Here is a 21,577-nt window from a genome sequence, read left to right on the forward strand (position 1 = left end):
GCACCCCCTTGATTGCACTTTGCCTGCCGTGCATAAGCGCGGCGGATATCAACTGGAGACGGGCCCTCCACAAGCCCGATTGAGGACGACATGAACGAATTCAAGCCGCTCGTATTTTCCGGCGTACAACCGACCGGCAACCTGCATCTCGGCAATTACCTCGGCGCGATCCGCAAGTTCGTCGCCCTGCAGGAAAACAATGACTGCATCTATTGCGTCGTCGACCTGCATTCGATCACCGCGCAGCTTGTGCATGAGGACCTGCCGGGCCAGATCCGCTCGATCGCGGCCGCCTTCATCGCCTCCGGCATCGATCCGGAAAAGCATATCGTCTTCAACCAGTCGGCCGTGCCGCAACACGCCGAGCTCGCCTGGATCTTCAATTGTGTCGCGCGTATCGGCTGGATGAACCGGATGACCCAGTTCAAGGACAAGGCCGGCAAGGATCGCGAAAACGCCTCGCTCGGCCTGCTCGCCTATCCGAGCCTGATGGCGGCCGACATTCTCGTCTACCGTGCCACGCACGTTCCGGTCGGCGACGACCAGAAGCAGCACCTGGAACTGACGCGCGACATTGCCCAGAAATTCAACATCGACTTCATGGAGCATATCCGGGCGCGCGGTTACGGCGTCGATATCGTCGTCGGTGAAGAGCCGATCCATGCCTATTTCCCGCCCGTCGAGCCGTTGATCGGCGGGCCGGCGCCGCGCGTCATGTCTCTGCGCGACGGCACGAAGAAGATGTCGAAGTCCGATCCTTCCGATCTGTCGCGCATCAATCTGATGGATGATGCCGAGACAATCTCGAAGAAGATCCGCAAGGCCAAGACCGACCCCGACGCGCTTCCGAGCGAAGTCGACGGCCTCGCCGGCCGTCCGGAGGCCGAAAACCTCGTCGGCATCTATGCGGCGCTTTCCGACAAGACGAAGGACGAGGTTCTCGCGGAGTTCGGGGGCCAGCAGTTCTCGGTCTTCAAGCCGGCCCTGGTCGATCTTGCCGTCAACGTGCTGTCGCCGATCACCGGTGAGATGCGTCGCCTGATGGATGATACCGCGCACATCGACGCAATCCTGAGGCGTGGTGGCGAGCGGGCGCGGGCGCGCGCGGAAAAGACGATGCGCGAGGTTCGCGAAATCATCGGGTTTTTGCAGTAGCGGACAAAAATGAGACCTTGCGGGCGGCGAACGGCAATGTAATGTTCGCCGCATGGTTTCCACCCGACTCTCACGACTGGAAGGTCATCGCCGCAAGTTCATGGCGGTGATCGACGATACGCCCGAATGCAGCCGCGCCGTGCATTATGCCGGCATGCGCGCGAAGAACTCCAATGGCGGCCTGGTGCTGCTCTACGTGATCGCCGATGGCGACTTCCAGCAATGGCTGGGGGTCGAGGAGATCATGCGCGCGGAAGCGCGCGAAGAGGCCGAAGCGACGCTGGCAAAGGTGGCGCAGACGGTGCGCGAAAGCATCGGTATCGAACCGGAAATCGTCATTCGCGAAGGGATCGCCACGGAGCAGATCCACGCCGTGATCGAGGATGACCGCGACATCGCCATTCTGGTGCTTGCAGCCGGATCTGCGAAGGAAGGGCCGGGACCGTTGGTGTCGTCCATCGCCGGGAAGGCCGCGGCCTTTCCGATCCCCGTGACCGTCATTCCCGATATGCTGACCGACGAGGAAATAGACGCACTGAGTTAGAGCGCTTTTTCCGTGCGGCATTGCGGCCAAGTCGGGAAGACACGGTCTTGCCACGCTCCGCCGTCCCGATCTTCGCGGTCCACGTGCGACGGGATGAGCCCTTGCGAGGGCGGCGCGAAACACCTATATTTTTGAACAATTCTAAAAAGCCGGTCGGTAAGCGCTTCCGGCGAAACGGAGAGAGAGATGTTCATCCAGACGGAAGCCACGCCAAATCCGGCCACGCTCAAGTTCCTGCCGGGCAAGGTGGTGATGGAGAACGGTACGGCCGAATTCCGGAGCGAAGAAGAAGCCCGTGCAGGGTCGCCTTTGGCGTCCCGGCTCTTCTCGATCCCGGGCGTAACCGGCGTCTATTTCGGTTATGACTTCATCACGGTCAGCAAGGAAGGCCAGGAGTGGCCACACCTGAAGCCCGCCATCCTCGGCTCGATCATGGAGCATTTCATGTCGGGCCAGCCGGTCATGTCGGGTGCCGGGCGCGCCGAAGAAACGGACCAGGAAGGCGAGTTCTTCGACGAGGGCGATGAAGCGATCGTCGCCACGATCAAGGAATTGCTTGAAACCCGCGTTCGTCCGGCCGTTGCCCAGGACGGTGGCGACATCACCTTCCGCGGCTTCAAGGATGGCACCGTGTTCCTGAACATGAAGGGCGCATGCTCCGGTTGCCCGTCCTCGACCGCTACGTTGAGGCACGGCGTCCAGAACCTGCTGCGCCACTTCGTTCCGGAAGTTGAAGCAGTCGAATCCGTCTGATCCGGGGCGCCCTGTCCCGTCGTTGTCCGTCGCGTGCGAGAGCGCGTGCCAAGAGCGGCTGTAAGGGCACTTCGCGCCGGATCTGTGCGCGAAGCAATGGAGGAGGCCATTGCGGCTGACATGTTAGTGCTTGCCATCGATACGTCCGGCAGCGGTTGCTCCGCTGCGGTCTATGACAGCGCCTCCGCCGAGGTTGTGGGCCGTGCGGGCGCGAACATTGGACGTGGCCATGCCGAGCGTCTGTTGGAGTTCGTCGACGAGGCGCTGCTCGCCGCCGACAGGCAACTTGCAGACATTGACCGTATCGCAGTCACAATCGGCCCCGGATCCTTCACCGGAATTCGTGTCGGCGTTGCGGCCGCACGCGGCCTTGCGCTCGCGCTTGGCAAGCCGGCTGTCGGGATCACCACGCTCGAGGTCGCCGCCGAAAGCGCCAGGCTGACGACACCCGGCCAGCCGATTCTCGTCGTCATCGACGCAAAGCGGGACGAAGTCTACGTCCAACGCTTCGACGCCTCCGGTCGAGCAATGGGCGAGCCCGAAATCCTGTCGGTGACGGAGGCGCGCGACCGGCTTTCCGGCTTCGAAGGCACCGTTTGCGGCTCCGGCGCCTCTCTCGTTGGCCATGTGCGGACAGGTGGAATGCCGGACGATATCGACATTGCTGTTGTTGGCCGGTTGGGTGCCAATGCCGATCCAGCCTCGGCCAAGCCGAAACCGCTATACTTGCGTGGACCGGATGCGAAACCTCAGGCAGGTTTTGCCGTAACCCGAGCCTAGACCACGATGAGTTTGACCGATTATTTCACCCGTCGGACGGAGTTCGATATCTTCCCGCTCGAGGAGGGTGACCTTGTTGCCGCTGCGGCGCTGCATCGCCAACGCTTCGCTTCTCCTTGGAGCGACGGTGAAATTCACGCATTGCTGTCGCAGGATACCGTCTTCGGCTTCGTGGCGCGCCAGACGAGCGGCGCCTTTCGCCCTGCGTTCGGCGGATTTGTGCTGTCGCGGGCCGTAGCCGGTGAGGCCGAAATCCTGACCATCGGCGTCGATCCGCGCTTCATCCGTTCGGGCCTCGGTTGGCGCCTGATGCAGGCCGCCATGCGCGAGGCGCTCGTCAAAGGTTCCGAGGCGCTCTTCCTCGAAGTCGACGAAACGAATGAGGCCGCACTCGGCCTCTATCAGAAACTCGGCTTCCTCAAGGTTGGCGAACGCCGGGCTTACTACCAGAGCTCGACAGGAGCGCGCACGGCGGCGCTTGTCATGCGACTCGATCTTCGTTAGTCCGATTCATCACATTTCCCGTTCGGATGCGTATGGCCGCGTTCCGAAAATGGCGCGGGCCCGAACGATGAACGAAAGATGAGCGGGTTGGAAAGCCTTCGCGAATGATCAATTGGGTCCGGGTTGCCCTGTGCGGCGCGCTGCTTGTCCTGGTCTCGCTGGTGCTGATGCCGGTGCAGATCCTTTGTCTTTGGCTGGATTTGAAGCCGCGGCGGTGGCTGCCGCGTTTCTGGCACCGCGTGGCATGCCTGTTGCTCGGTCTTCGCGTTCGCGTTCATGGCGAGCCCGAGCGCCGGCGTCCGTTGCTACTGAGCGCCAATCACGTGTCCTGGAAGGATATTCTGGTGCTGTCTTCCGTGGCCGACGTCGTCTTCGTCGCCAAGTCCGAGGTGAAGACCTGGCCCGTCTTCGGGCTTCTCGCCCGCCTGCAGGCCTCTGTTTTCATCGAGCGCGACCAGAAGCGCACGACCGGTCACCAGGTGAACGAGATCGGCCGAAGGCTCGCCGATGGAGAGATCGTCGTGCTCTTCCCCGAAGGCACGACGTCGGATGGCAACCGGTTGCTCGACATCAAGACCTCGCTCTTCGGCGCCGCCGCTTCTGCGGTTCCGCACTCGCCGACCGGGGTGGTCCATGTTCAACCACTCGCCATTTCCTACACCGGCATACACGGCATGCCCATGGGGCGCTACAACAGGCCGATCGCCGCCTGGCCCGGCGACATCGGACTGGTGCCGCACCTTCTTGGCGTGCTGCGGGAAGGCGCGCTCGACGTGGACGTCGATTTCGGTGAGGCGGTGGACTACGACCGCCATGCCAATCGGAAAGACGTGAGCCGCACGATCGAGGCGCGCATTCGCAGCATGCTGTCGGACCGCCTGAGGGGTCGGCCAAAGTTGGAGCGGGTAGTGGCGCGGGCGGAGCGATAGGCATCCGCGCCGAAAATGCTTCAACTTTGGGCCGCCATGCACTAAAGAACCCCGCATGACCCAGGAAACAGCTCTTCTGTCGAAAACGCCGGTGCCGGGCGAGGAACACGCACCCTCGCGCAAGGTCTTCGTCAAGACCTATGGCTGCCAGATGAACGTCTACGATTCCGACCGCATGTCGGATGCGCTTTCGCGCGACGGCTATGTTTCGACTGACGTCCTGGAGGAAGCGGATTTCGTCCTGCTCAACACCTGCCATATCCGCGAGAAGGCGGCTGAAAAAGTCTATTCCGAGCTTGGCCGGCTGCGCGAATTGAAGAAGGAGAAGGCGCGCGAAGGCCGCGAAATGGTCATCGGCGTTGCCGGCTGCGTCGCGCAGGCCGAAGGCGACGAAATCCTTCGCCGCGCCCCGGCGGTCGACCTCGTCATCGGCCCGCAGACCTATCACCGCCTTCCCGAGGCGTTGAAGCGAGCGCGGGACGGCGAGCGCGTCGTCGAGACCGACTATGCGATCGAGGACAAGTTTGAGCATTTGCCCGCACCGGACAAGGCGAAGACACGAGCCCGCGGCGTGACCGCTTTCCTGACGGTGCAGGAGGGATGCGACAAGTTCTGCACCTTCTGCGTCGTCCCCTATACGCGCGGCTCGGAAGTGTCGCGACCGGTGGCTCAGATCGTTGCTGAGGCCGAAAAACTGGTCGAAGGCGGGGTACGCGAAATTACCCTGCTCGGGCAGAACGTCAATGCCTGGCATGGCGCCGGCCCGGATGGCCGCGACTGGGGCTTGGGCGATCTTCTCGTCCGTCTTGCGGAAATCGAGGGCCTCAAACGCCTGCGTTATACGACCAGCCATCCGCGCGACATGGATGACAGCCTCATCGAGGCGCATCGGTCGATGACGAAGCTGATGCCTTATCTGCATCTGCCGGTTCAGTCCGGATCCGACCGCATCCTGAAGGCGATGAACCGGCGCCATACCGCAGCCGAGTACCTCGCTCTGATAGATCGCATCCGCGCGGCTCAGCCCGACCTTGCCCTGTCCGGCGATTTCATCGTAGGCTTTCCGGGTGAAACCGACGAAGACTTCGAGGATACCATGCGTCTCGTGGAGGCGGTGGGTTATGCACAGGCATTTTCCTTCAAGTATTCGAGCCGCCCCGGCACGCCGGGGGCCGAACTCAAGGATCAGGTTCCAGAGGACGTGAAGGCCAAGCGATTGGAAAGATTGCAGACTTTGCTCATGAAACAGCAGCGCGAATTCGCTCATGCCTGTATCGGACGCGAGATCGATCTGCTTCTGGAAAAGCCCGGCCGCATGCCCGGCCAGCTCGTCGGTCGTTCACCCTGGCTGCAGCCGGTGAATGTTGATGCAAAAACATCGCAAATCGGTGACATTATCAAAGTACGAATCATCAAAGCAGGCTCCAATAGCCTCTTTGCCGAGATGATCGCATAGGGACCGAGAGCGAGGAGCTTAACCGCTTGGACGGACACGAATTGATTTCTTCATCACCGCGCCAGTCAAAAACATCTGCGACAGACGCCAATCACTTCGTGCTCACTTTCGAGAACAACCGCTTTGCCAGCGAACTCTTTGGCCAGTTCGACCAGAATCTGAAGCTGCTTGAAGAGCGCCTGCGCATCGATGCGAGGCCGCGAGGAAACTCTGTTGCCATCTCGGGCGATGTGGTGGCGACAAACCAGGCGCGGCGCGCTCTCGACTATCTCTACGGAAGATTGCAGAGTGGCGGTTCGATCGATACGTCCGATGTCGAGGGAGCGATCCGCATGGCGGTCGCTGCTGACGACCAGTTGCAGTTGCCGACCATGGAACGCAAAGCCAAGTTGACGATGGCGCAGATTTCGACGCGCAAGAAGACCATCGCTGCGCGCACACCCATGCAGGATGCCTATATCCGCGCGATGGAGCGAGCGGAACTCGTCTTCGGCATCGGCCCGGCCGGCACCGGCAAGACCTACCTTGCCGTTGCTCATGCCGCTCAGCTTCTTGAGCGCGGCGCGGTCGATCGCATCGTTCTTTCGAGGCCGGCGGTCGAAGCCGGCGAGCGCCTGGGCTTCCTGCCGGGCGACATGAAGGAAAAGGTCGACCCTTATCTGAGACCGCTCTACGATGCGCTCTACGACACGATGCCCGGCGACAAGGTCGAGCGGGCGATCACTGCGGGCGTGATCGAGATCGCGCCGCTCGCTTTCATGCGTGGGCGCACGCTCGCCAATGCCGCCGTGATCCTCGACGAGGCCCAGAACACGACATCGATGCAGATGAAGATGTTCCTGACCCGTCTTGGCGAAAACGGCCGGATGATCGTCACCGGCGATCCGAGCCAGATCGACCTGCCGCGCGGCGTCAAGTCGGGCCTCGTGGAGGCGCTGCAGATCCTCAATGGCGTGGAGGGCGTTTCGGTGATCCGCTTCAAGGATGCCGATGTCGTCCGCCATCCGATGGTGGCGAGGATCGTCAGGGCCTATGAAGCCCACACCGCGGTTCACGACGAGAGCGAGCAGAGCGATCGCTGACCGGCGGTTCGTTGCAGCCATGACGGTTTTGGATATTCAGATCAGCGTCGAGGAGGGCGATTGGCCATCGGAAGATGAGCTGCAATCCTTCTCGGAACGCACTCTCGAGGCGGCGGCCGATTTCCTTGCGCGCGAGGAAAAGCAGCCATTTCCGCCGGACGCGCTGGAAGTCTCGCTGGTCTTCACCGATGACGCTTCCATGCGGGCGATCAACGCGGAATGGCGAAACCAGGACAAGCCGACCAATGTGCTGTCTTTTCCTGCCTTTCCTGTGACGCCGGGCAAGATGCCGGGGCCGATGCTCGGTGACATCATCGTTGCCTATGAAACGCTGAAGCGCGAGGCGGTCGAGATGGAGAAGCCGTTTGACGCGCATCTGATGCACCTCCTCGTGCATGGATTCCTCCATCTTTTCGGGTATGATCACCTCGAAGACGACGAAGCGGAAAGAATGGAGGGCCTAGAGACTCGCATTTTGGCGCGTCTTGGCCTATCTGATCCCTACGGGGATCGTTCCCCGGATTAACAGTTTGGAACGATGAGCGACACCAACACACAGCCGGCTGCCGTTGTGGCCGACGAAGCGGAAGCTTCCGGAGAGGCCGAGGCGGGCAGTAGTAGCACCGCCGCTCCCCGACAGGAGAGCAGCAAATCCACCACCTCCTTCTGGAGCCGAGCCGCGCGCCTTCTGCGCGGAGCGAGCCCGTCGAGCCTGCGCGAAGATCTCGCCGACGCTCTGATGACGGATGCGGACAGCAATGCCGCGTTCTCGCCCGAAGAGCGGGCAATGCTCAACAACATCCTGCGTTTCCGCGAGGTTCGCGTCGAGGACGTGATGGTGCCGCGCGCCGATATCGAGGCCGTGGACCAGAGCATCACGATCGGCGAGCTCATGGTCATATTCGAGGAGTCCGGACGCTCGCGCATGCCAGTCTACAACGAGGGCCTGGATGACCCGCGCGGCATGGTGCACATCCGCGATCTGCTCGCCTATGTCACCAAGCAGGCCCGCAACCGGCGCCGCAACGGCAAGGCGCAGCCGACGGTCCCGGTTGGGGCGGAACGGATGCCGAGGCAGCAACGAGCGGGTTTCGATCTTTCGCGTGTCGATCTCGGGAAGACAGTGGAAGAGGCCGGCATCGTTCGCCAGGTCCTGTTCGTGCCGCCGTCGATGCTGGCCTCGGACCTGATGCAGCGGATGCAGGCGGCGCGCATCCAGATGGCGCTCGTCATCGATGAATACGGAGGCACGGACGGTCTCGTGTCGCTGGAGGACATCGTCGAGATGGTCGTCGGAGATATCGAGGACGAGCATGACGATGAAGAGGTCATGTTCGCGCGCAGCTCGGATGATGTCTTCGTCGCCGATGCCCGCGTCGAACTGGAAGAGATCGCCGAGGCGATCGGCCCGGATTTCGACGTGCGCGAGCAGCTCGAGGACGTCGACACGCTCGGCGGACTGGTTTTCGCTTCGCTCGGACGCATTCCGGTGCGCGGCGAAGTGGTCCAGGCCATTCCTGGTTTTGAGTTTCAGATCCTCGATGCCGACCCGCGGCGCGTCAAACGGGTGCGCATCATGCGCAAGCGCCCGCTGGCCCGTCGCCGGGTAGTGAAAACGGAGCGGGAAACGCCCGTCGGCCGCGACGCCGAGGTCGGTGCCGGATCGCAGCCGACGCCGGAACAATAGCTTCGCTTCACGGTCTCAGCGAAACCGCAAACGATCTGGGATAGCCCAAAATCGATTCGATTTTCTGGCGCAAGGCCATGCTGTGCAACGTATGCGATCGGGACAAGCAGCCGCTTTTTTGGAAGACTGCCGCGGAATGATTCGGTGGTTTTTCCTGCGCATGGTCGAGGTGCGATTCTGCGTCTATTGGAGGCTGTATGGCAGGGCTGGCAGGCAGGATTATGCTCATCTCCGGGGCGTTGCGGGTATTCATTGCCTTCGTCGCGGGGCTCTTGACCGTTCTCACCCAGCCGCCTTTCGGTATCTTCGCGGCCGCTTTCGTCTCGTTCCCTGTCCTCGTCTGGCTTATCGACGGCGCGCCGGGTGATCCTGAGAGGGGCCGGCTCGGCAGGCTTTGGCCGGCCTTGTCGATCGGCTGGAGCTTCGGCTTCGGCTACTTTCTTGGCGGCCTTTGGTGGCTTGGCAATGCCTTGCTGATCGAGGCGGATCTGTTTGCCTGGGCGCTGCCGCTCGCCGTTGTCGGCCTGCCTGCCTTTCTCGCGCTCTTTTACGCCCTCGCAGTCGCGCTGGCGCGTTGTATCTGGTCGGATGGCCTGGGCAGGATCGCCGCCCTTGCATTCGGCTTCGGCATCGCGGAATGGCTCCGCGGCTTTCTGTTCACGGGCTTTCCCTGGAATGCCATCGGGTATGCGTTGATGCCGATGCCCGTGATGATGCAGTCGGCGAGCGTCGTGAACCTTGCAACGATGAATATGCTCGCGGTCTTCGTGTTTGCAGCGCCGGCTCTCGTCGCCACCGGAAAGGGCGCGCGTGCGGGCCTCGCGATTGCCGTCGCGCTCTTTGGCGCGCATCTGGCTTTCGGCTTCTATCGCCTTTCACAGCCGGCGCCCCAACCGCTGGCGCCTGAGTTGACGGTGCGCCTGGTTCAGCCGGTGGTCGATCAGGCGAAAAAGCTTGATGACCGCGAACGCTCATCGGTCTTCGAGGAGCATCTCGCTCTCACGACCGCACCGGCCAAGGATGGCGGAAAACGTCCGGACATCATTGTTTGGCCGGAAACCTCGATCCCGTTCATACTCACCGACAACCCGGACGCGCTGGCACGCATCGCTGAGGTCTTGGACGACGGGCAGATCCTCATTGCCGGCGCTGTCCGCGTCGAGGATGCCGGGGCCGGCCTGCCGCGGCGCTTTTACAACTCGATCTATGTTATCGACGATCGCGGCCAGATCGTCGGTGCCGCAGACAAGGTTCACCTCGTCCCCTTCGGCGAATATCTGCCGTTCGAGGATGTTCTTGCCTCCTGGGGGCTAAGCGCTGTCGCTGCCTCGATGCCCGGCGGCTTTTCGCCTGCCCAAAGCCGTGCGCTTCTTACGCTGCCGGGCGGCAGGACGGCCTATCCACTCATCTGCTATGAAGCGATCTTCCCCGAAGAGATCGATGGCAACGCTCCGCTAGCCGACTTCCTGCTCAACATCACCAACGACGCCTGGTTCGGCGACACACCCGGTCCGCGCCAGCATTTTCATCAGGCGCAGTTGCGTGCAGTCGAGACTGGAACGCCGATGATCCGGGCAGCCAACAGCGGTATATCAGCAATTGTTGATGCACGTGGTGTTTTAGTGGTAGGATTGGGATACAATTACAAGGGGGTTACAGACACAATTCTGCCGGGAAAAATGCTTAGCGTAACGGATGCTGCCACGCGCTGCCGAATCTTCTGGTTAACAGCCGGAATACTCTTTTTGGTTGCAGCGATTTCGCGCGCTGGTTTTAATATTAGGAAGAATTGACCTAAAACCCCTAAAATTGCATAGTGGCCGAATCCCTCAACCTTCACCCACGGGTGGGGCTCTTGATTGCCGGCAAGGTTGCAAAGGAGCGATCTGCGCGATGCCAGGTTGCGGGCACCCGAAACAGCGTGTTTAGGAACGCGGACATGATTGAAAACAAGAAGAAGCCGAACCCGATCGACATTCATGTCGGGAGCAGGATTCGCCTCCGCAGGACGATGCTGGGCATGAGCCAGGAAAAGCTCGGCGAAGCCCTGGGGATCACCTTCCAACAGATCCAGAAATACGAGAAGGGAACGAACCGCGTTGGCGCGAGCCGTCTGCAGAACATTTCTGCTATCCTCAACGTTCCGGTGTCGTTCTTCTTCGAGGATGCCCCCGGGGAAGGCGCCGGCGGCGCATCCGGCATGGCCGAAGCCTCCAGCTCCAACTACGTGGTTGATTTTCTGTCGTCCTCCGAAGGACTTCAGCTCAATCGGGCCTTCGTCAAGATTTCCGACCCGAAGGTACGGCGGAAGTTGGTCGACCTGGTAAAGGCATTGGCCGCCGAGGCGGAAAGCGAATAGCCAGCGCGGTTCACAGACCACAAAAACAAAGCGGCCTGAGTGCCGCTTTTTTTGCGCGCTTCGCCCTGCGGCGCGGCGCTCTTGCCAAACGCGCAACCGTCGCTGCCGCACTCTTGAATCGGGTAGGATTCAAGGAGACATGCAGGTTGAGATTTCGGCTGGCAATACCGATATAAAGATATATTTATGTCGTTGTTCGCTTGTTTTTCGGCGGCAAAACCACTAACACGTTCGCACCGCTTCTTTCATTGAGGGGACTTCCCGCATGCGCGCAAACTACCTGTTCACGAGTGAATCCGTAGCCGAAGGTCATCCGGACAAAGTGTGTGACCGTATTTCCGACGAGATCGTCGATCTGGTCTACCGCGAGGCGGCGAAGACGGGTGTCGATCCCTGGGGTGTGCGCATTGCCTGTGAGACACTGGCAACGACGAACCGCGTCGTGATTGCCGGCGAAGTCCGCCTGCCGCCGAGTCTGCTGAAGAAGGACAAGAACGGCAACGAAGTCATCAATCCTTCGAAGTTCAAGTCCGCCGCCCGCAAGGCGATCCGCGACATCGGCTACGAGCAGGACGGTTTCCACTGGAAGACGGCGAAGATCGACGTGCTCCTGCACTTCCAGTCGGCGCACATCGCGCAAGGCGTCGACAACGCTTCGGACAAGCAGGGCGAGGAAGGTGCCGGCGACCAGGGCATCATGTTTGGCTATGCTTGCCGCGAGACGTCCGAATTGATGCCGGCGCCGCTCTACTACTCGCACCGCATCCTGCAGACGCTCGCCGCTGCCCGCAAGAAGGGCGAAGGCGAAGTCGCCAAGCTCGGCCCCGACGCGAAGAGCCAGGTGACCGTGCGCTATGTCGATGGCAAGCCGGCCGAAGTCACCTCGATCGTGCTTTCGACGCAGCATCTCGATGAGAGCTGGGATTCCACCAAGGTCCGCTCCGTCGTCGAACCCTATATCCGCGAAGCGCTTTCCGATCTGAAGATCTCCGACGATTGCACCTGGTACATCAACCCGACCGGCAAGTTCGTCATCGGCGGACCTGACGGCGACGCTGGCCTCACCGGCCGCAAGATCATCGTTGACACCTATGGTGGCGCGGCCCCGCATGGCGGCGGCGCCTTCTCGGGCAAGGATACGACCAAGGTCGACCGTTCGGCCGCTTACGCCGCGCGCTACCTGGCGAAGAACGTCGTTGCAGCCGGCCTTTCCGACCGCTGCACGATCCAGCTCTCCTATGCGATCGGTGTCGCCCAGCCGCTGTCGATCTATGTCGATCTGCACGGAACCGGCAAGGTCACGGAAGATCAGGTCGAAAACGCCATTCGCAAGACGATGGATCTCTCGCCGACCGGCATCCGCCGTCATCTCGACCTCAACAAGCCGATCTACGCCAAGACCGCCGCTTACGGCCATTTCGGCCGCAAGGCCGGTCGCGATGGTTCGTTCTCCTGGGAGAAGCTCGATCTCGTCAAGCCGCTCAAGGAAGCGATCGAGCTTGACGCGGCCTCCTACTCCGTGCCGAGAGCATCCGGCCGCGCTGCCTGACATCGCCGTTGACGGGGCATCTCCAGCGCCGCGAAGCCACGGGGCGTTGAAAAATATTGCAATGGTCCGGTGCACTGCTATTCAGGCGCACCACATTGCGGGATCAAGAGCGGATGCTCCCGGTGGAGTGTCCGCTTTGCTGTTTGAAGGAAGATCGTGATGACCGAACCGCGCCGCGCCAGAGCCACGGAGGCCTTCTTTGGCCGCCGCAAGGGCAAGCCCTTGCGCGAACGCCAGGCTGCCCATCTCGAGCATCTGCTCCCCACGCTCCGGCTCGATCTCGCCGAGCCGGCGCCGGCTGACCTGGCGACGCTCTTCCCGCAGCCGGTGAGGCGCATTCGCCTGGAAATCGGTTTCGGTGGCGGGGAACATCTCGTCCACCGCGCCGCGGAGGATCCGGCAACCGGCTTTATCGGCGTCGAGCCCTTCGTCAACTCGATGGCGAAGCTGCTCGGACAGATCGAGGCGCGAAAGCTTACCAATGTCCGGCTCTATGACGACGACGCGACGCAGGTGCTGGACTGGCTGCCCGAGGCTTCAGTCGACCAGATCGATCTGCTCTATCCCGATCCCTGGCCGAAGCGTAAGCACTGGAAGCGGCGCTTCGTTTCCAAGGTCAACCTGGACCGGTTCGCGCGCATCCTGAACCCTGGCGGGCTCTTCTGCTTCGCCTCGGATATCGACACCTACGTCAATTGGACGCTGCTTCACTGCCGCGACCACGCAGCCTTCGAGTGGACGGCCGAAAAATCGGCCGATTGGCTCACGCCTTTCGCGGGATGGCCGAGCACGCGCTACGAGGCCAAGGCGCGCCGGGAAGGACGGAACTCCGCCTATCTCACGTTCCGGCGCGTTTAGAATCTTGGATTTGGCCCCTCATCGTGTCGCTCGCGGGGAGAGGGGGGACTGAGGCGACTTCGCGAGCCATCTTCTCCCCGCTGGCGGGAGTGGCCGGCAGGCCGGATGAGGGGCGTTCACGCGCCCGTACTGCCGCTCAGTGCAGGCTGACGGTGCGAAGATCGTCTTCGGCCGCCTTGAAGAAGGTGCTGGAGCGATTGTCGGTCAAAAGGATCGGCGTGCCGTCGGCGCCGAACAGGGCCCACAGATCGATTCCGGGGCCCATCTCAGGAGCTTCCGGGAAACAACGGGAGACCTCCTCCGAACGCATCTTGCGGATATAGCCGACTTCGCCCTCGCCAAGATGGGCGAGGTCGTTCTTCGACAGCGATGTGTTGATGGTTTTCAGTCCCATGGTGATACTCCGTGGTCGCCGGACAGGGGAGAATCCCGCCGGTTATCCTACTCTGGGACGGAAATGTTAATTTTCTTTACCATACGCACCGGCTCCGGCCGCACGAGGTCGACGGAAAGAAGACCGTTGCGCAACTCGGCTCCCAGAACCTTCATGCCGTCGGCGAGAACAAAGGTGCGCTGGAACTGGCGGGCGGCAATGCCGCGGTGCAGGTATTCCCGCTCGCCCGTATCGACCTGGCGGCCCCGAATGACCAGCTGGTTTTCTTCCGTCGTGACGTCTAGGTCCTCCTCGGAGAAGCCGGCGACGGCGAGCGTGATCCGAAGCCGCTCCGGCGCATCCGAAGATGCGTCGCCGCGAATGCGCTCGATATTGTAGGGTGGGTATCCGTCATTGCCCTTGGCGATGCGCTCAAGGGTCTTTTCCATGGTGTCAAAGCCCAGCAGTAGCGGGCTGGTAAAGGGCGTAATCCTGCTCATTGCCCAAGTCCTTGCATCTCAAGCGACCATCTTTGGGGACCTGCCAAGCAGCATCCACGCCGCAATATGGTAGCTGTGAGCAACGAGTGCAAGCCGCTTGCCTCGGCTGCGCACGCAAATCATAGTTCGCTGCGCCAAATCAGAGCGGGAAGTGGAAATGCGAAGCGCTTTTCTGTCCGAATCCTGCTTCAATGTCTTAGAGAATTGGCCATGTTCGTGGATCGAAGAGATCCGCTATCATCGTGGCCCAGGAGGATCGAGAAAGTGTCAAGCGCGAGAAAGATAATCATCGACACCGATCCCGGCCAGGACGATGCAGCCGCCATCATGCTCGCATTCGGCAGTCCGGAGGAGATCGACGTCCTAGGCATCACCACCGTCGCCGGCAACGTTCCGCTTTCGCTGACGGCCCGCAACGCACGCATCATCTGCGAGCTTTGCAACAGGACGGATGTGAAAGTCTTTGCCGGTGCCGAGCGGCCGGTCGCGCGTCCGCTGGTCACGGCCGAGCATGTCCATGGCAAGTCGGGGCTCGATGGGCCGGATCTGGCGGAGCCGACGATGCCCCTGCAGGAGCAGGACGCCGTCGATTTCATCATCGAGACCCTGCTCGCCGAGGATGCGGGCACGGTCACGCTCTGCACCCTAGGCCCCTTGACCAACATTGCCCTTGCCCTGACCAAGGCGCCGGAGATCGCGCCGCGGGTACGCGAGCTCGTGATGATGGGCGGCGGATTTTTCGAGGGCGGCAATATCACGCCGGCGGCGGAGTTCAATATCTACGTCGATCCGGAAGCCGCCGAAATCGTTTTCCGCTCCGGCATCCCGATCGTGATGATGCCGCTCGACGTCACCCACCGCGTCCTGACCCACAAAGCCCGCGTCCAGAAGATTCGCGAGATCGGCAGTCCAGCGGCGATCGCGATGGCCGAAATGCTGGAGTTCTTCGAGCGCTTCGACATCGAAAAATATGGTACGGACGGCGGGCCGCTGCATGACCCGACGGTGATCGCCTACCTCCTGCGGCCGGAACTGTTCACCGGGCGCGACTGCAATGTCGAGATCGAGACGGCGTCCGCCCTGACGGCCGGCATGACCGTCGTCGACTGGTGGCAGGTGACAGGCCGCGAGCACAATGCCAAGGTCATGCGCCACATCGACGACGAGGGCTTTTTCGATCTCCTCACCGAGCGCCTGGCGCGCATCTAGGTTCACCTCTTCGGCGCCCCTAAGACCCCTCCCCACAAGGGAGAGGGGCTTACCCGCCGCACCTCTACGCCTCCAATGCGCGGCTGCGCAGGACGCAAGGGATGCGAATGGCAGGCGATTGCCGCGAGTTCCGAAGCGCTCCCCCTTGTGGGGAGGGTTGGGGAGGGGCTCGTTCAGATCGGGCTTGTGCAACCGCTCACCGCTTCCGACCCCTCAAGCGAAAACGGCGCCCGATCGGGCGCCGTTTCGTTGTTGGTTACGTGGTCTGATCAGAACTCTTCCCAATTGTCCTGGACGAGCGCATTGGCACCGGATGTCTGGGCAAGCACGCGCTGCGTCGATGCCGAATAACCGCTGCTCCTTGCCGCTGCCTGCGGCGGCCGGTTGTCCTTGGCGGCGGGCGCAGGAGAGGCGGGACGCTCGGCTGCGCGCATCCGCTCGGCTGCACCGCGCAACATTTCGGGCGAGGACTGGGCCGGCGCCTGCTGGGCGACCCGGAAACGGGAAACCAGCGTGCTCAGTGCGCCGGCTTCGTCGTTCAGCGCCATGCTGGCGGCGGTCGTTTCTTCGACCATCGCCGCGTTCTGCTGCGTCACCTGGTCCATCTGGTTGACGGCGGAGTTGATCTCCTTCAGACCGACCGCCTGTTCCGAGGCGGAACTGGAGATCTGGCGGATCAGGCTGTTGATCTGCACCACCTGCTCGGCGATCTTTTCGAGCGCACTGCCCGCCTTGCCCACGAGGTCCACCCCCTCGCGGACCTGGCCTGCGGAGGTATTGATCAGCGTCTTGATCTCCTTCGCAGCATTTGCCGAGCGCTGTGCAAGCTCGCGTACTTCCTGGGCGACGACCGCGAAGCCCTTGCCGGCGTCACCGGCGCGGGCAGCCTCGACGCCCGCGTTGAGCGCCAAGAGGTTCGTCTGGAAGGCGATCTCGTCGATGACGCCGATGATCCGGCTGACCTCGTGCGAGGATTGCTCGATGCCCTGCATGGCTGCGATGGCCTTCTGCACGACCTCGCCGGACTGTTCGGCGTCGCTGCTCGCCACCTCGACCGATTTTGCCGCAACCTTGGCATTCTCGGCGCTGGCGTTCACCTGCGAAGTAAGCTGGTCGAGCGCGGCTGCGGTTTCTTCAAGGCTCGCGGCCTGCTGTTCCGTCCGGTGCGACAGGTCGTTGGCGGCATTGCTGATTTCGGATGTGCCGCTGCCGATATTGACGACCGAGTGATTGACGGTCCGGATGGTCTCCTCGAGGCTCTCCATCGTCGCGTTGAAGTCACGCTTCAGCTGCGCGTATTCACCCGGGAATTCGTCGGTGATGCGGAAGGCGAGGTCACCGGCCGACAAATGTGACAGGCCCTTGCCGAGGCGGGCGACGATGTCGCGTTGTAGGGCGCTGCTTTCGGCGCGCTCTGTTTCCGATTGATTGCGCTGCATCTCTGCCTGCTCCCGCTGATGGCGGGCTTCGCCTTCGAGGCGTTTGGTGTCGGCGAGCTGATGGCGGAAGCCTTCCAGCGCCTTGGCAACGGAACCGGTTTCGTCCGAGCGATCCTGGCCGGCGATCGGCTGAGTGTAGTCACCGTTGCTGAGCGTCTGGACGTCGCTGACAAGGCCGGCCAGCGGTTTCTGCACGAAGCCGCGGACTGCGTAGTAAAGACCGGCAAGCACGGCACCGAGGACGACAAGGCCGCCGACGATCATCATATAGGTCTGGTCGCGGACCGGCGCGTTGATTACCGCACGCGGCACGTCGACGAGCACGACCCAGTTGGCGTTTACGTTCGGCAGCTTGAAGGGATAGACGACGCGATTGAAGGGCTCGTTTCCGTCATAGGTGAGATTCTTGATCACGCCGGACGTCGCCGACGACAGGGCGTTCTTGACGATATCGGCGCCTTCGCCGTCATAATCTTTCATCAACAGATCCGGGATCGGCGACACGAGCCATTTGCCACTCTGCGACAGCAGGTAGACCCGACCCGAGCCGAAAGGCTTGACCTTTGCAAGGTCGTCGGCGAGCGAGGCGAGCGAGATGTCGACGCCGGAGACGCCGATCATCTTGCCGTTGGACATCACCGGATAGGCGATCGAGCTCATCGTGGTGGGGACGTCGGTCCCTTCGGCGAGGTAGGGCTGGGTGATTGCACCCTTGCCGCTCTTGGCCGCGAGGGCATACCATTCGGCGGCATAATCGGCCTTGAAGGTCGAGAGCTGTGCCTTGCCGTTACGGTCCTTGGACCAATAGGGCGTGAATGCGCCCTCTGCGTTACCGCCAAGCTCCGTGTTGTTGGCAACGTCCTTCCCATCGAAGGCCTTCGGTTCCTCGGCGAACCAGCTTCCGAAGGCGAACTGGTGCTGCTCCAGGTTCGCCTTCAGGAGATTGATGGCGCCGGCGCGATCGATGGACTCCCCGGCGTGGCCGCGCCCGAGAACGCCCGACATCGTGCGCGCGGCGGCCGCGAGTTCACCGACGCTGCCCGCGATCTCGGATGCGATGGCGTGCGCTTCGCTGTCCGCGTCGTCGAGGACCAGCGTCTCGACGCGGTTCTGTGTCTGGGAGATGAGAACGAAATTCGAGGCGAGCAGCACGAGTGCGATCGTACCGCCTGTCACAGCGATCAGTTTGGTCGCCAGTGATTTGGCTTGGAACTTGAACATGAAATCCTCACATACTGAGAGGTCCGCGGGCTTGCCGCCCACGGCGTGACGCATTCCGAATTGTGGGGTGAAACTCCATCATGGAGCGCCAGATGCCAACCGGCACGGAGGAGGCAGCCAAACCGCTACAGCGTCCTTTGCGCGTCTCAACAGACGCGCGGCGCTGTAGGTACGGTCGACCTTCTCATGTGTCTGAATAGAGGATCAAATCTTAAGATCCAGCCAACGCCGCGGCCAAATCATGGTCGCGACACGCAAGTTTTGTGCGCCGGGTTTGACCGGCGCGACATAAACTGTCGGGTTTGCGAAAAAGCGGACAGGAGGCAAATCGCGGCGTTGTCCGTCACAGATAGGCCGCGACCTCGGACGCCTGCGGTATGGCCGGTTGTGCACCGGGCTTGAGGCATGCAAGCGATCCGGCAACCGCCGCTTGCCGCAGGGCGTCGGGGAAGGCGAGGCCGGCGTCGAGGCCCGCGGCGAGGTAGCCGCAGAAGGTGTCGCCGGCGCCGACCGTGTCGACGGGTTCGATGGTCAGACCCTTGGCACAATGAACGGCACCGTCATGGATGGCGATCACGCCCTCGGCCCCAAGCGTCACGATCACGGTCCGCCCGGTCTCGTCATGGAGCCGTTTCATCGCCGCCTCGCGCTCGGCGCTGTCGATGCCCGTCTTGCCGGCCAGCAGTTCGAATTCGGTTTCGTTGGCGATCACGATATCAGCCATCCGGCCGAGACGGGCCGCGTCGAGCGTCAGCGGAGCGATGTTGACGATCGTGCGGATACCGCGGCGTTTGGCTTCCAAAAGCGCCGTCTCGACCGAGGCGGCGGGAATTTCGAGCTGCAGCATCAGCGTATCGCCGGTCGACATCTGATCGAGCGCCGCCGTTGCGTCGCTCTCGTTCACCGTCGCATTGGCGCTCGCGACGACAACGATGACGTTTTCGCCATCGCCGCCGACGATGATATGCGCCGTACCGGTCGGAGCATCGACCGTCTTGATGAGGCTGAGGTCGGCGCCGGCCGCTTTCAAGAGCGCCAGCGCGCCTTCGGCGAAACTGTCCCAGCCGACGGCGCCGGCCATGCGCACCGACGCACCGGCGCGGCGGGCGGCCAGCGCCTGGTTTGCACCCTTGCCACCGGCGGCGGTCGAGAAGCCGGTCCCGGCAACGGTTTCGCCGGGCTTAGGCAGGCGTGCGGTCGTGGCGATCAGGTCCATGTTGATGGACCCAAGGACAGTGATCATGTGGAGATGCCCTCGTCCGATTATTGATTTTCGCGAAGAGTGCCCGACCGCGTCAGTCCTCGTCAACCACCCGCAGCTTGAGTTGCCCCATCCGGTTGTCGAGCGGCCGTCCGCCCTGCTCGCCCTCTCCGGGCGCGGATTCGGCCGCGAGTTCCAGCGCCTCGATCTTGGCGCCGCGCCTCGTCAGCTTGTTCGACGAGATGAGAATGTCCTCGACGTCCTTCTGAGTCATGGCGAAATGGCCCTGGAGCTTGCGCACACGCTCGTCGAGCCGTGAGAGGTCGTCCATCAGGCGGGCGACTTCGCCCTGGATCAGGTGCGCCTGCTCGCGCATGCGGGCATCCTTCAGGATCGCCTGGATCACCTGGATCGACAAAAGCAGCAGAGACGGCGAGACGATGACGATGCGCTGGCGATGCGCCTTCTGCACGATCGCCTCGAAGTGCTCGTGGATCTCTGCGAAGATCGACTCGGAAGGAACAAACAGGAAGGCGGTCTCCTGCGTCTCTCCCGGCAAAAGATATTTGCCGGCGATATCGCGGATATGGACCTCCATGTCGCGGCGAAAGGCCTGCGCCGCCTGCTGCCGCCGTTCGGCCGTAGCGGCATCGCGCATTGCGTTCCATCCTTCGAGCGGAAACTTCGCGTCGATGACAAGTGGCGGCTGGCCGTTCGGCATGCGGATCGTGCAATCCGGGCGCGCGCCGTTCGAAAGCGTTGCCTGGAAGGCGAAGGCGCCCATCGGCAATCCATCGGCAACGATTGCTTCCATGCGCGACTGGCCGAAGGCCCCGCGCGTCTGCTTGTTTGCCAGAATGTTCTGCAGACCGGCCATGTCTTTGGCGAGCGACTGAATGTTGTTCTGGGCGTTATCGATCACGGCAAGCCGTTCCTGCAGGCGCCGAAGGTTCTCGTGGGTCGCCTTCGTCTGCTCGCTGATCGATGCGCCGATCCGGTGCGTCATGCCGTCGATGCGCTGGCTGATCGACTGGTTGAGCTCCGCCTGGCGGGTACCGAAAACATCCGCCATCGCGGCGATGCGGCCCTGCAATTCCGTCTGCGCGGCAAGAAGCGTCGCCATCTGCTCGTCTCGCTCGCCGGCGCGGGCAGAACTCGCACGGCGCGCAAACAGGAGGCAGGCGAGCGCCATGAGAAGTGCGGCGGCCGTGACGAGATGACCGGCCGTGACGGGCAGGGCTCCAAGCAGGAACAAAGGTTGGTCGAAGGAAAAGGCGATGGGCTCCATGGCGGCAGCCTAACAGATTCGCGCCTGAAGACCAGATCAAAACAAGAACAAACATGCTTCGGGCTTTGTAGATGGCAAGTGCTGCGTGTGTGACCTCGACTGGAGGCAATGTTCTTGCGCGCAAGCGGAAAGATCGGCTATGGGATCAGCATGACGATCAAGCCGCTAATCATCCTTCCCGATCCGGTTCTGCGCCAGGTGTCCAAGCCGGTGGAGAACATTGACGACGATATCCGCCGCCTCGCCGACGACATGCTCGAAACCATGTACGACGCGCCGGGCATCGGCCTTGCGGCAATCCAGATCGGTGTGCCGAAGCGCCTCCTGGTTCTCGATGTGTCAAGGGAGGACGAGGAGAAGACGCCGCTCGTCTTCATCAACCCGAAAATCGTCAGATCCTCGGATGAGCGCTCGGTTTACGAGGAAGGCTGCCTGTCGATCCCGGACTACTACGCGGAAGTGGAGCGCCCGGCGGGCGTCACCGTCGAATATCTCGACCGCCACGGCAAGGAGCAGACGCTCGAGGCGGATGGCCTGCTTGCCACCTGCCTGCAGCACGAGATCGATCATCTGAACGGCGTGCTGTTCATCGACCATATCTCCAAGCTCAAGCGGGATATGGTGATCCGCAAGTTCACCAAGGCGGCCAAGACCCGCGGCGCCAAGGCGATCTGACAAACGCCCGCTTCG

General features: G+C 62.2%; 21 protein-coding genes. 16 read left to right on the forward strand and 5 right to left on the reverse strand.

Going from position 1 to position 21,577, the window contains the following annotated elements; genetic code table 11:
* Nucleotides 1–90 precede the first annotated feature (90 nt).
* From trpS to trmB, 14 genes are all read left to right on the forward strand, one after another.
* Nucleotides 91–1,155 carry a tryptophan--tRNA ligase gene (trpS, locus tag QA637_RS00180; RefSeq protein WP_153438838.1) on the forward strand — a complete coding sequence of 355 codons (1,065 nt, stop codon included), beginning with the start codon at nucleotides 91–93 and terminating at the stop codon, nucleotides 1,153–1,155.
* A 52-nt stretch (nucleotides 1,156–1,207) separates the two neighbouring features.
* Complete coding sequence (locus QA637_RS00185; RefSeq protein ID WP_153438836.1) at nucleotides 1,208–1,699, forward strand: universal stress protein; 492 nt, start codon at nucleotides 1,208–1,210, stop codon at nucleotides 1,697–1,699.
* Nucleotides 1,700–1,885: 186 nt separating this feature from the next.
* Complete coding sequence (locus QA637_RS00190) at nucleotides 1,886–2,452, forward strand: NifU family protein (RefSeq protein ID WP_153438834.1); 567 nt, start codon at nucleotides 1,886–1,888, stop codon at nucleotides 2,450–2,452.
* A gap of 120 nt (nucleotides 2,453–2,572) precedes the next feature.
* On the forward strand, nucleotides 2,573–3,232 hold the full coding sequence (tsaB, locus tag QA637_RS00195; protein ID WP_283062812.1) for a tRNA (adenosine(37)-N6)-threonylcarbamoyltransferase complex dimerization subunit type 1 TsaB: 660 nt from the start codon (nucleotides 2,573–2,575) through the stop codon (nucleotides 3,230–3,232).
* A gap of 6 nt (nucleotides 3,233–3,238) precedes the next feature.
* Nucleotides 3,239–3,736: a GNAT family N-acetyltransferase gene (locus QA637_RS00200; RefSeq protein ID WP_153438830.1), complete on the forward strand. Its 498-nt coding sequence runs from the start codon at nucleotides 3,239–3,241 to the stop codon at nucleotides 3,734–3,736.
* A gap of 104 nt (nucleotides 3,737–3,840) precedes the next feature.
* Nucleotides 3,841–4,665: a lyso-ornithine lipid O-acyltransferase gene (gene olsA, locus QA637_RS00205; protein WP_283062815.1), complete on the forward strand. Its 825-nt coding sequence runs from the start codon at nucleotides 3,841–3,843 to the stop codon at nucleotides 4,663–4,665.
* Nucleotides 4,666–4,720: 55 nt separating this feature from the next.
* On the forward strand, nucleotides 4,721–6,121 hold the full coding sequence (gene miaB, locus QA637_RS00210) for a tRNA (N6-isopentenyl adenosine(37)-C2)-methylthiotransferase MiaB (RefSeq protein WP_283062817.1): 1,401 nt from the start codon (nucleotides 4,721–4,723) through the stop codon (nucleotides 6,119–6,121).
* Nucleotides 6,122–6,147: 26 nt separating this feature from the next.
* Entirely contained in the window at nucleotides 6,148–7,203 is a 1,056-nt protein-coding gene (locus tag QA637_RS00215; RefSeq protein WP_153438824.1) for a PhoH family protein, read from the forward strand.
* Nucleotides 7,204–7,222: 19 nt separating this feature from the next.
* Nucleotides 7,223–7,729, forward strand: coding sequence for an rRNA maturation RNase YbeY (gene ybeY, locus QA637_RS00220; RefSeq protein ID WP_283062819.1), 507 nt, complete (start codon nucleotides 7,223–7,225; stop codon nucleotides 7,727–7,729).
* A 12-nt stretch (nucleotides 7,730–7,741) separates the two neighbouring features.
* Nucleotides 7,742–8,890, forward strand: a complete 1,149-nt coding sequence (locus QA637_RS00225; protein ID WP_153438820.1) for a hemolysin family protein — start codon at nucleotides 7,742–7,744, stop codon at nucleotides 8,888–8,890.
* A 197-nt stretch (nucleotides 8,891–9,087) separates the two neighbouring features.
* Nucleotides 9,088–10,683, forward strand: a complete 1,596-nt coding sequence (lnt, locus tag QA637_RS00230) for an apolipoprotein N-acyltransferase (RefSeq protein ID WP_283062821.1) — start codon at nucleotides 9,088–9,090, stop codon at nucleotides 10,681–10,683.
* A 146-nt stretch (nucleotides 10,684–10,829) separates the two neighbouring features.
* The gene (locus QA637_RS00235; protein WP_153438816.1) at nucleotides 10,830–11,249 is read left to right on the forward strand and encodes a helix-turn-helix domain-containing protein; all 420 of its coding nucleotides are present in this window, start codon (nucleotides 10,830–10,832) and stop codon (nucleotides 11,247–11,249) included.
* A gap of 265 nt (nucleotides 11,250–11,514) precedes the next feature.
* On the forward strand, nucleotides 11,515–12,798 hold the full coding sequence (gene metK / locus QA637_RS00240; RefSeq protein WP_153438814.1) for a methionine adenosyltransferase: 1,284 nt from the start codon (nucleotides 11,515–11,517) through the stop codon (nucleotides 12,796–12,798).
* A gap of 159 nt (nucleotides 12,799–12,957) precedes the next feature.
* Nucleotides 12,958–13,656 (forward strand): tRNA (guanine(46)-N(7))-methyltransferase TrmB, encoded by a 699-nt coding sequence (gene trmB / locus QA637_RS00245; RefSeq protein ID WP_283062823.1) that lies wholly within the window; start codon nucleotides 12,958–12,960, stop codon nucleotides 13,654–13,656.
* Between the two features lie 136 nt (nucleotides 13,657–13,792).
* Here trmB and QA637_RS00250 read toward each other — a convergent pair whose 3' ends face one another.
* Nucleotides 13,793–14,050 carry a BQ00720 family protein gene (locus tag QA637_RS00250; RefSeq protein WP_153438810.1) on the reverse strand — a complete coding sequence of 86 codons (258 nt, stop codon included), beginning with the start codon at nucleotides 14,048–14,050 and terminating at the stop codon, nucleotides 13,793–13,795.
* A 47-nt stretch (nucleotides 14,051–14,097) separates the two neighbouring features.
* The gene (locus QA637_RS00255; protein ID WP_153438808.1) at nucleotides 14,098–14,529 is read right to left on the reverse strand and encodes an Hsp20 family protein; all 432 of its coding nucleotides are present in this window, start codon (nucleotides 14,527–14,529) and stop codon (nucleotides 14,098–14,100) included.
* A 264-nt stretch (nucleotides 14,530–14,793) separates the two neighbouring features.
* Here QA637_RS00255 and QA637_RS00260 point away from each other — a divergent pair, with 264 nt between their 5' ends.
* Entirely contained in the window at nucleotides 14,794–15,738 is a 945-nt protein-coding gene (locus QA637_RS00260) for a nucleoside hydrolase (RefSeq protein ID WP_283062825.1), read from the forward strand.
* A gap of 269 nt (nucleotides 15,739–16,007) precedes the next feature.
* Here the strand turns inward: QA637_RS00260 and QA637_RS00265 are convergent, their stop codons facing one another.
* The 3 genes from QA637_RS00265 to QA637_RS00275 all read right to left on the reverse strand — a co-directional run bounded on the left by QA637_RS00265 (nucleotide 16,008) and on the right by QA637_RS00275 (nucleotide 20,887).
* A complete protein-coding gene (locus QA637_RS00265) occupies nucleotides 16,008–18,398 on the reverse strand; it encodes a methyl-accepting chemotaxis protein (protein ID WP_283062826.1) in 2,391 nt (796 codons plus the stop codon).
* A gap of 343 nt (nucleotides 18,399–18,741) precedes the next feature.
* Nucleotides 18,742–19,641 carry a ribokinase gene (locus tag QA637_RS00270; RefSeq protein ID WP_283062828.1) on the reverse strand — a complete coding sequence of 300 codons (900 nt, stop codon included), beginning with the start codon at nucleotides 19,639–19,641 and terminating at the stop codon, nucleotides 18,742–18,744.
* 52 nt (nucleotides 19,642–19,693) lie between these two features.
* Nucleotides 19,694–20,887 (reverse strand): DNA recombination protein RmuC, encoded by a 1,194-nt coding sequence (locus tag QA637_RS00275; RefSeq protein WP_283062830.1) that lies wholly within the window; start codon nucleotides 20,885–20,887, stop codon nucleotides 19,694–19,696.
* Between the two features lie 150 nt (nucleotides 20,888–21,037).
* Between QA637_RS00275 and def the strand changes: the two genes are divergently transcribed.
* A complete protein-coding gene (def, locus tag QA637_RS00280; RefSeq protein ID WP_283065003.1) occupies nucleotides 21,038–21,562 on the forward strand; it encodes a peptide deformylase in 525 nt (174 codons plus the stop codon).
* The last annotated feature ends 15 nt before the right edge of the window (nucleotides 21,563–21,577 follow it).

It is taken from the genome of Sinorhizobium terangae (assembly GCF_029714365.1).
In the GTDB taxonomy this organism is placed as follows: Bacteria; Pseudomonadota; Alphaproteobacteria; order Rhizobiales; family Rhizobiaceae; genus Sinorhizobium; species Sinorhizobium terangae.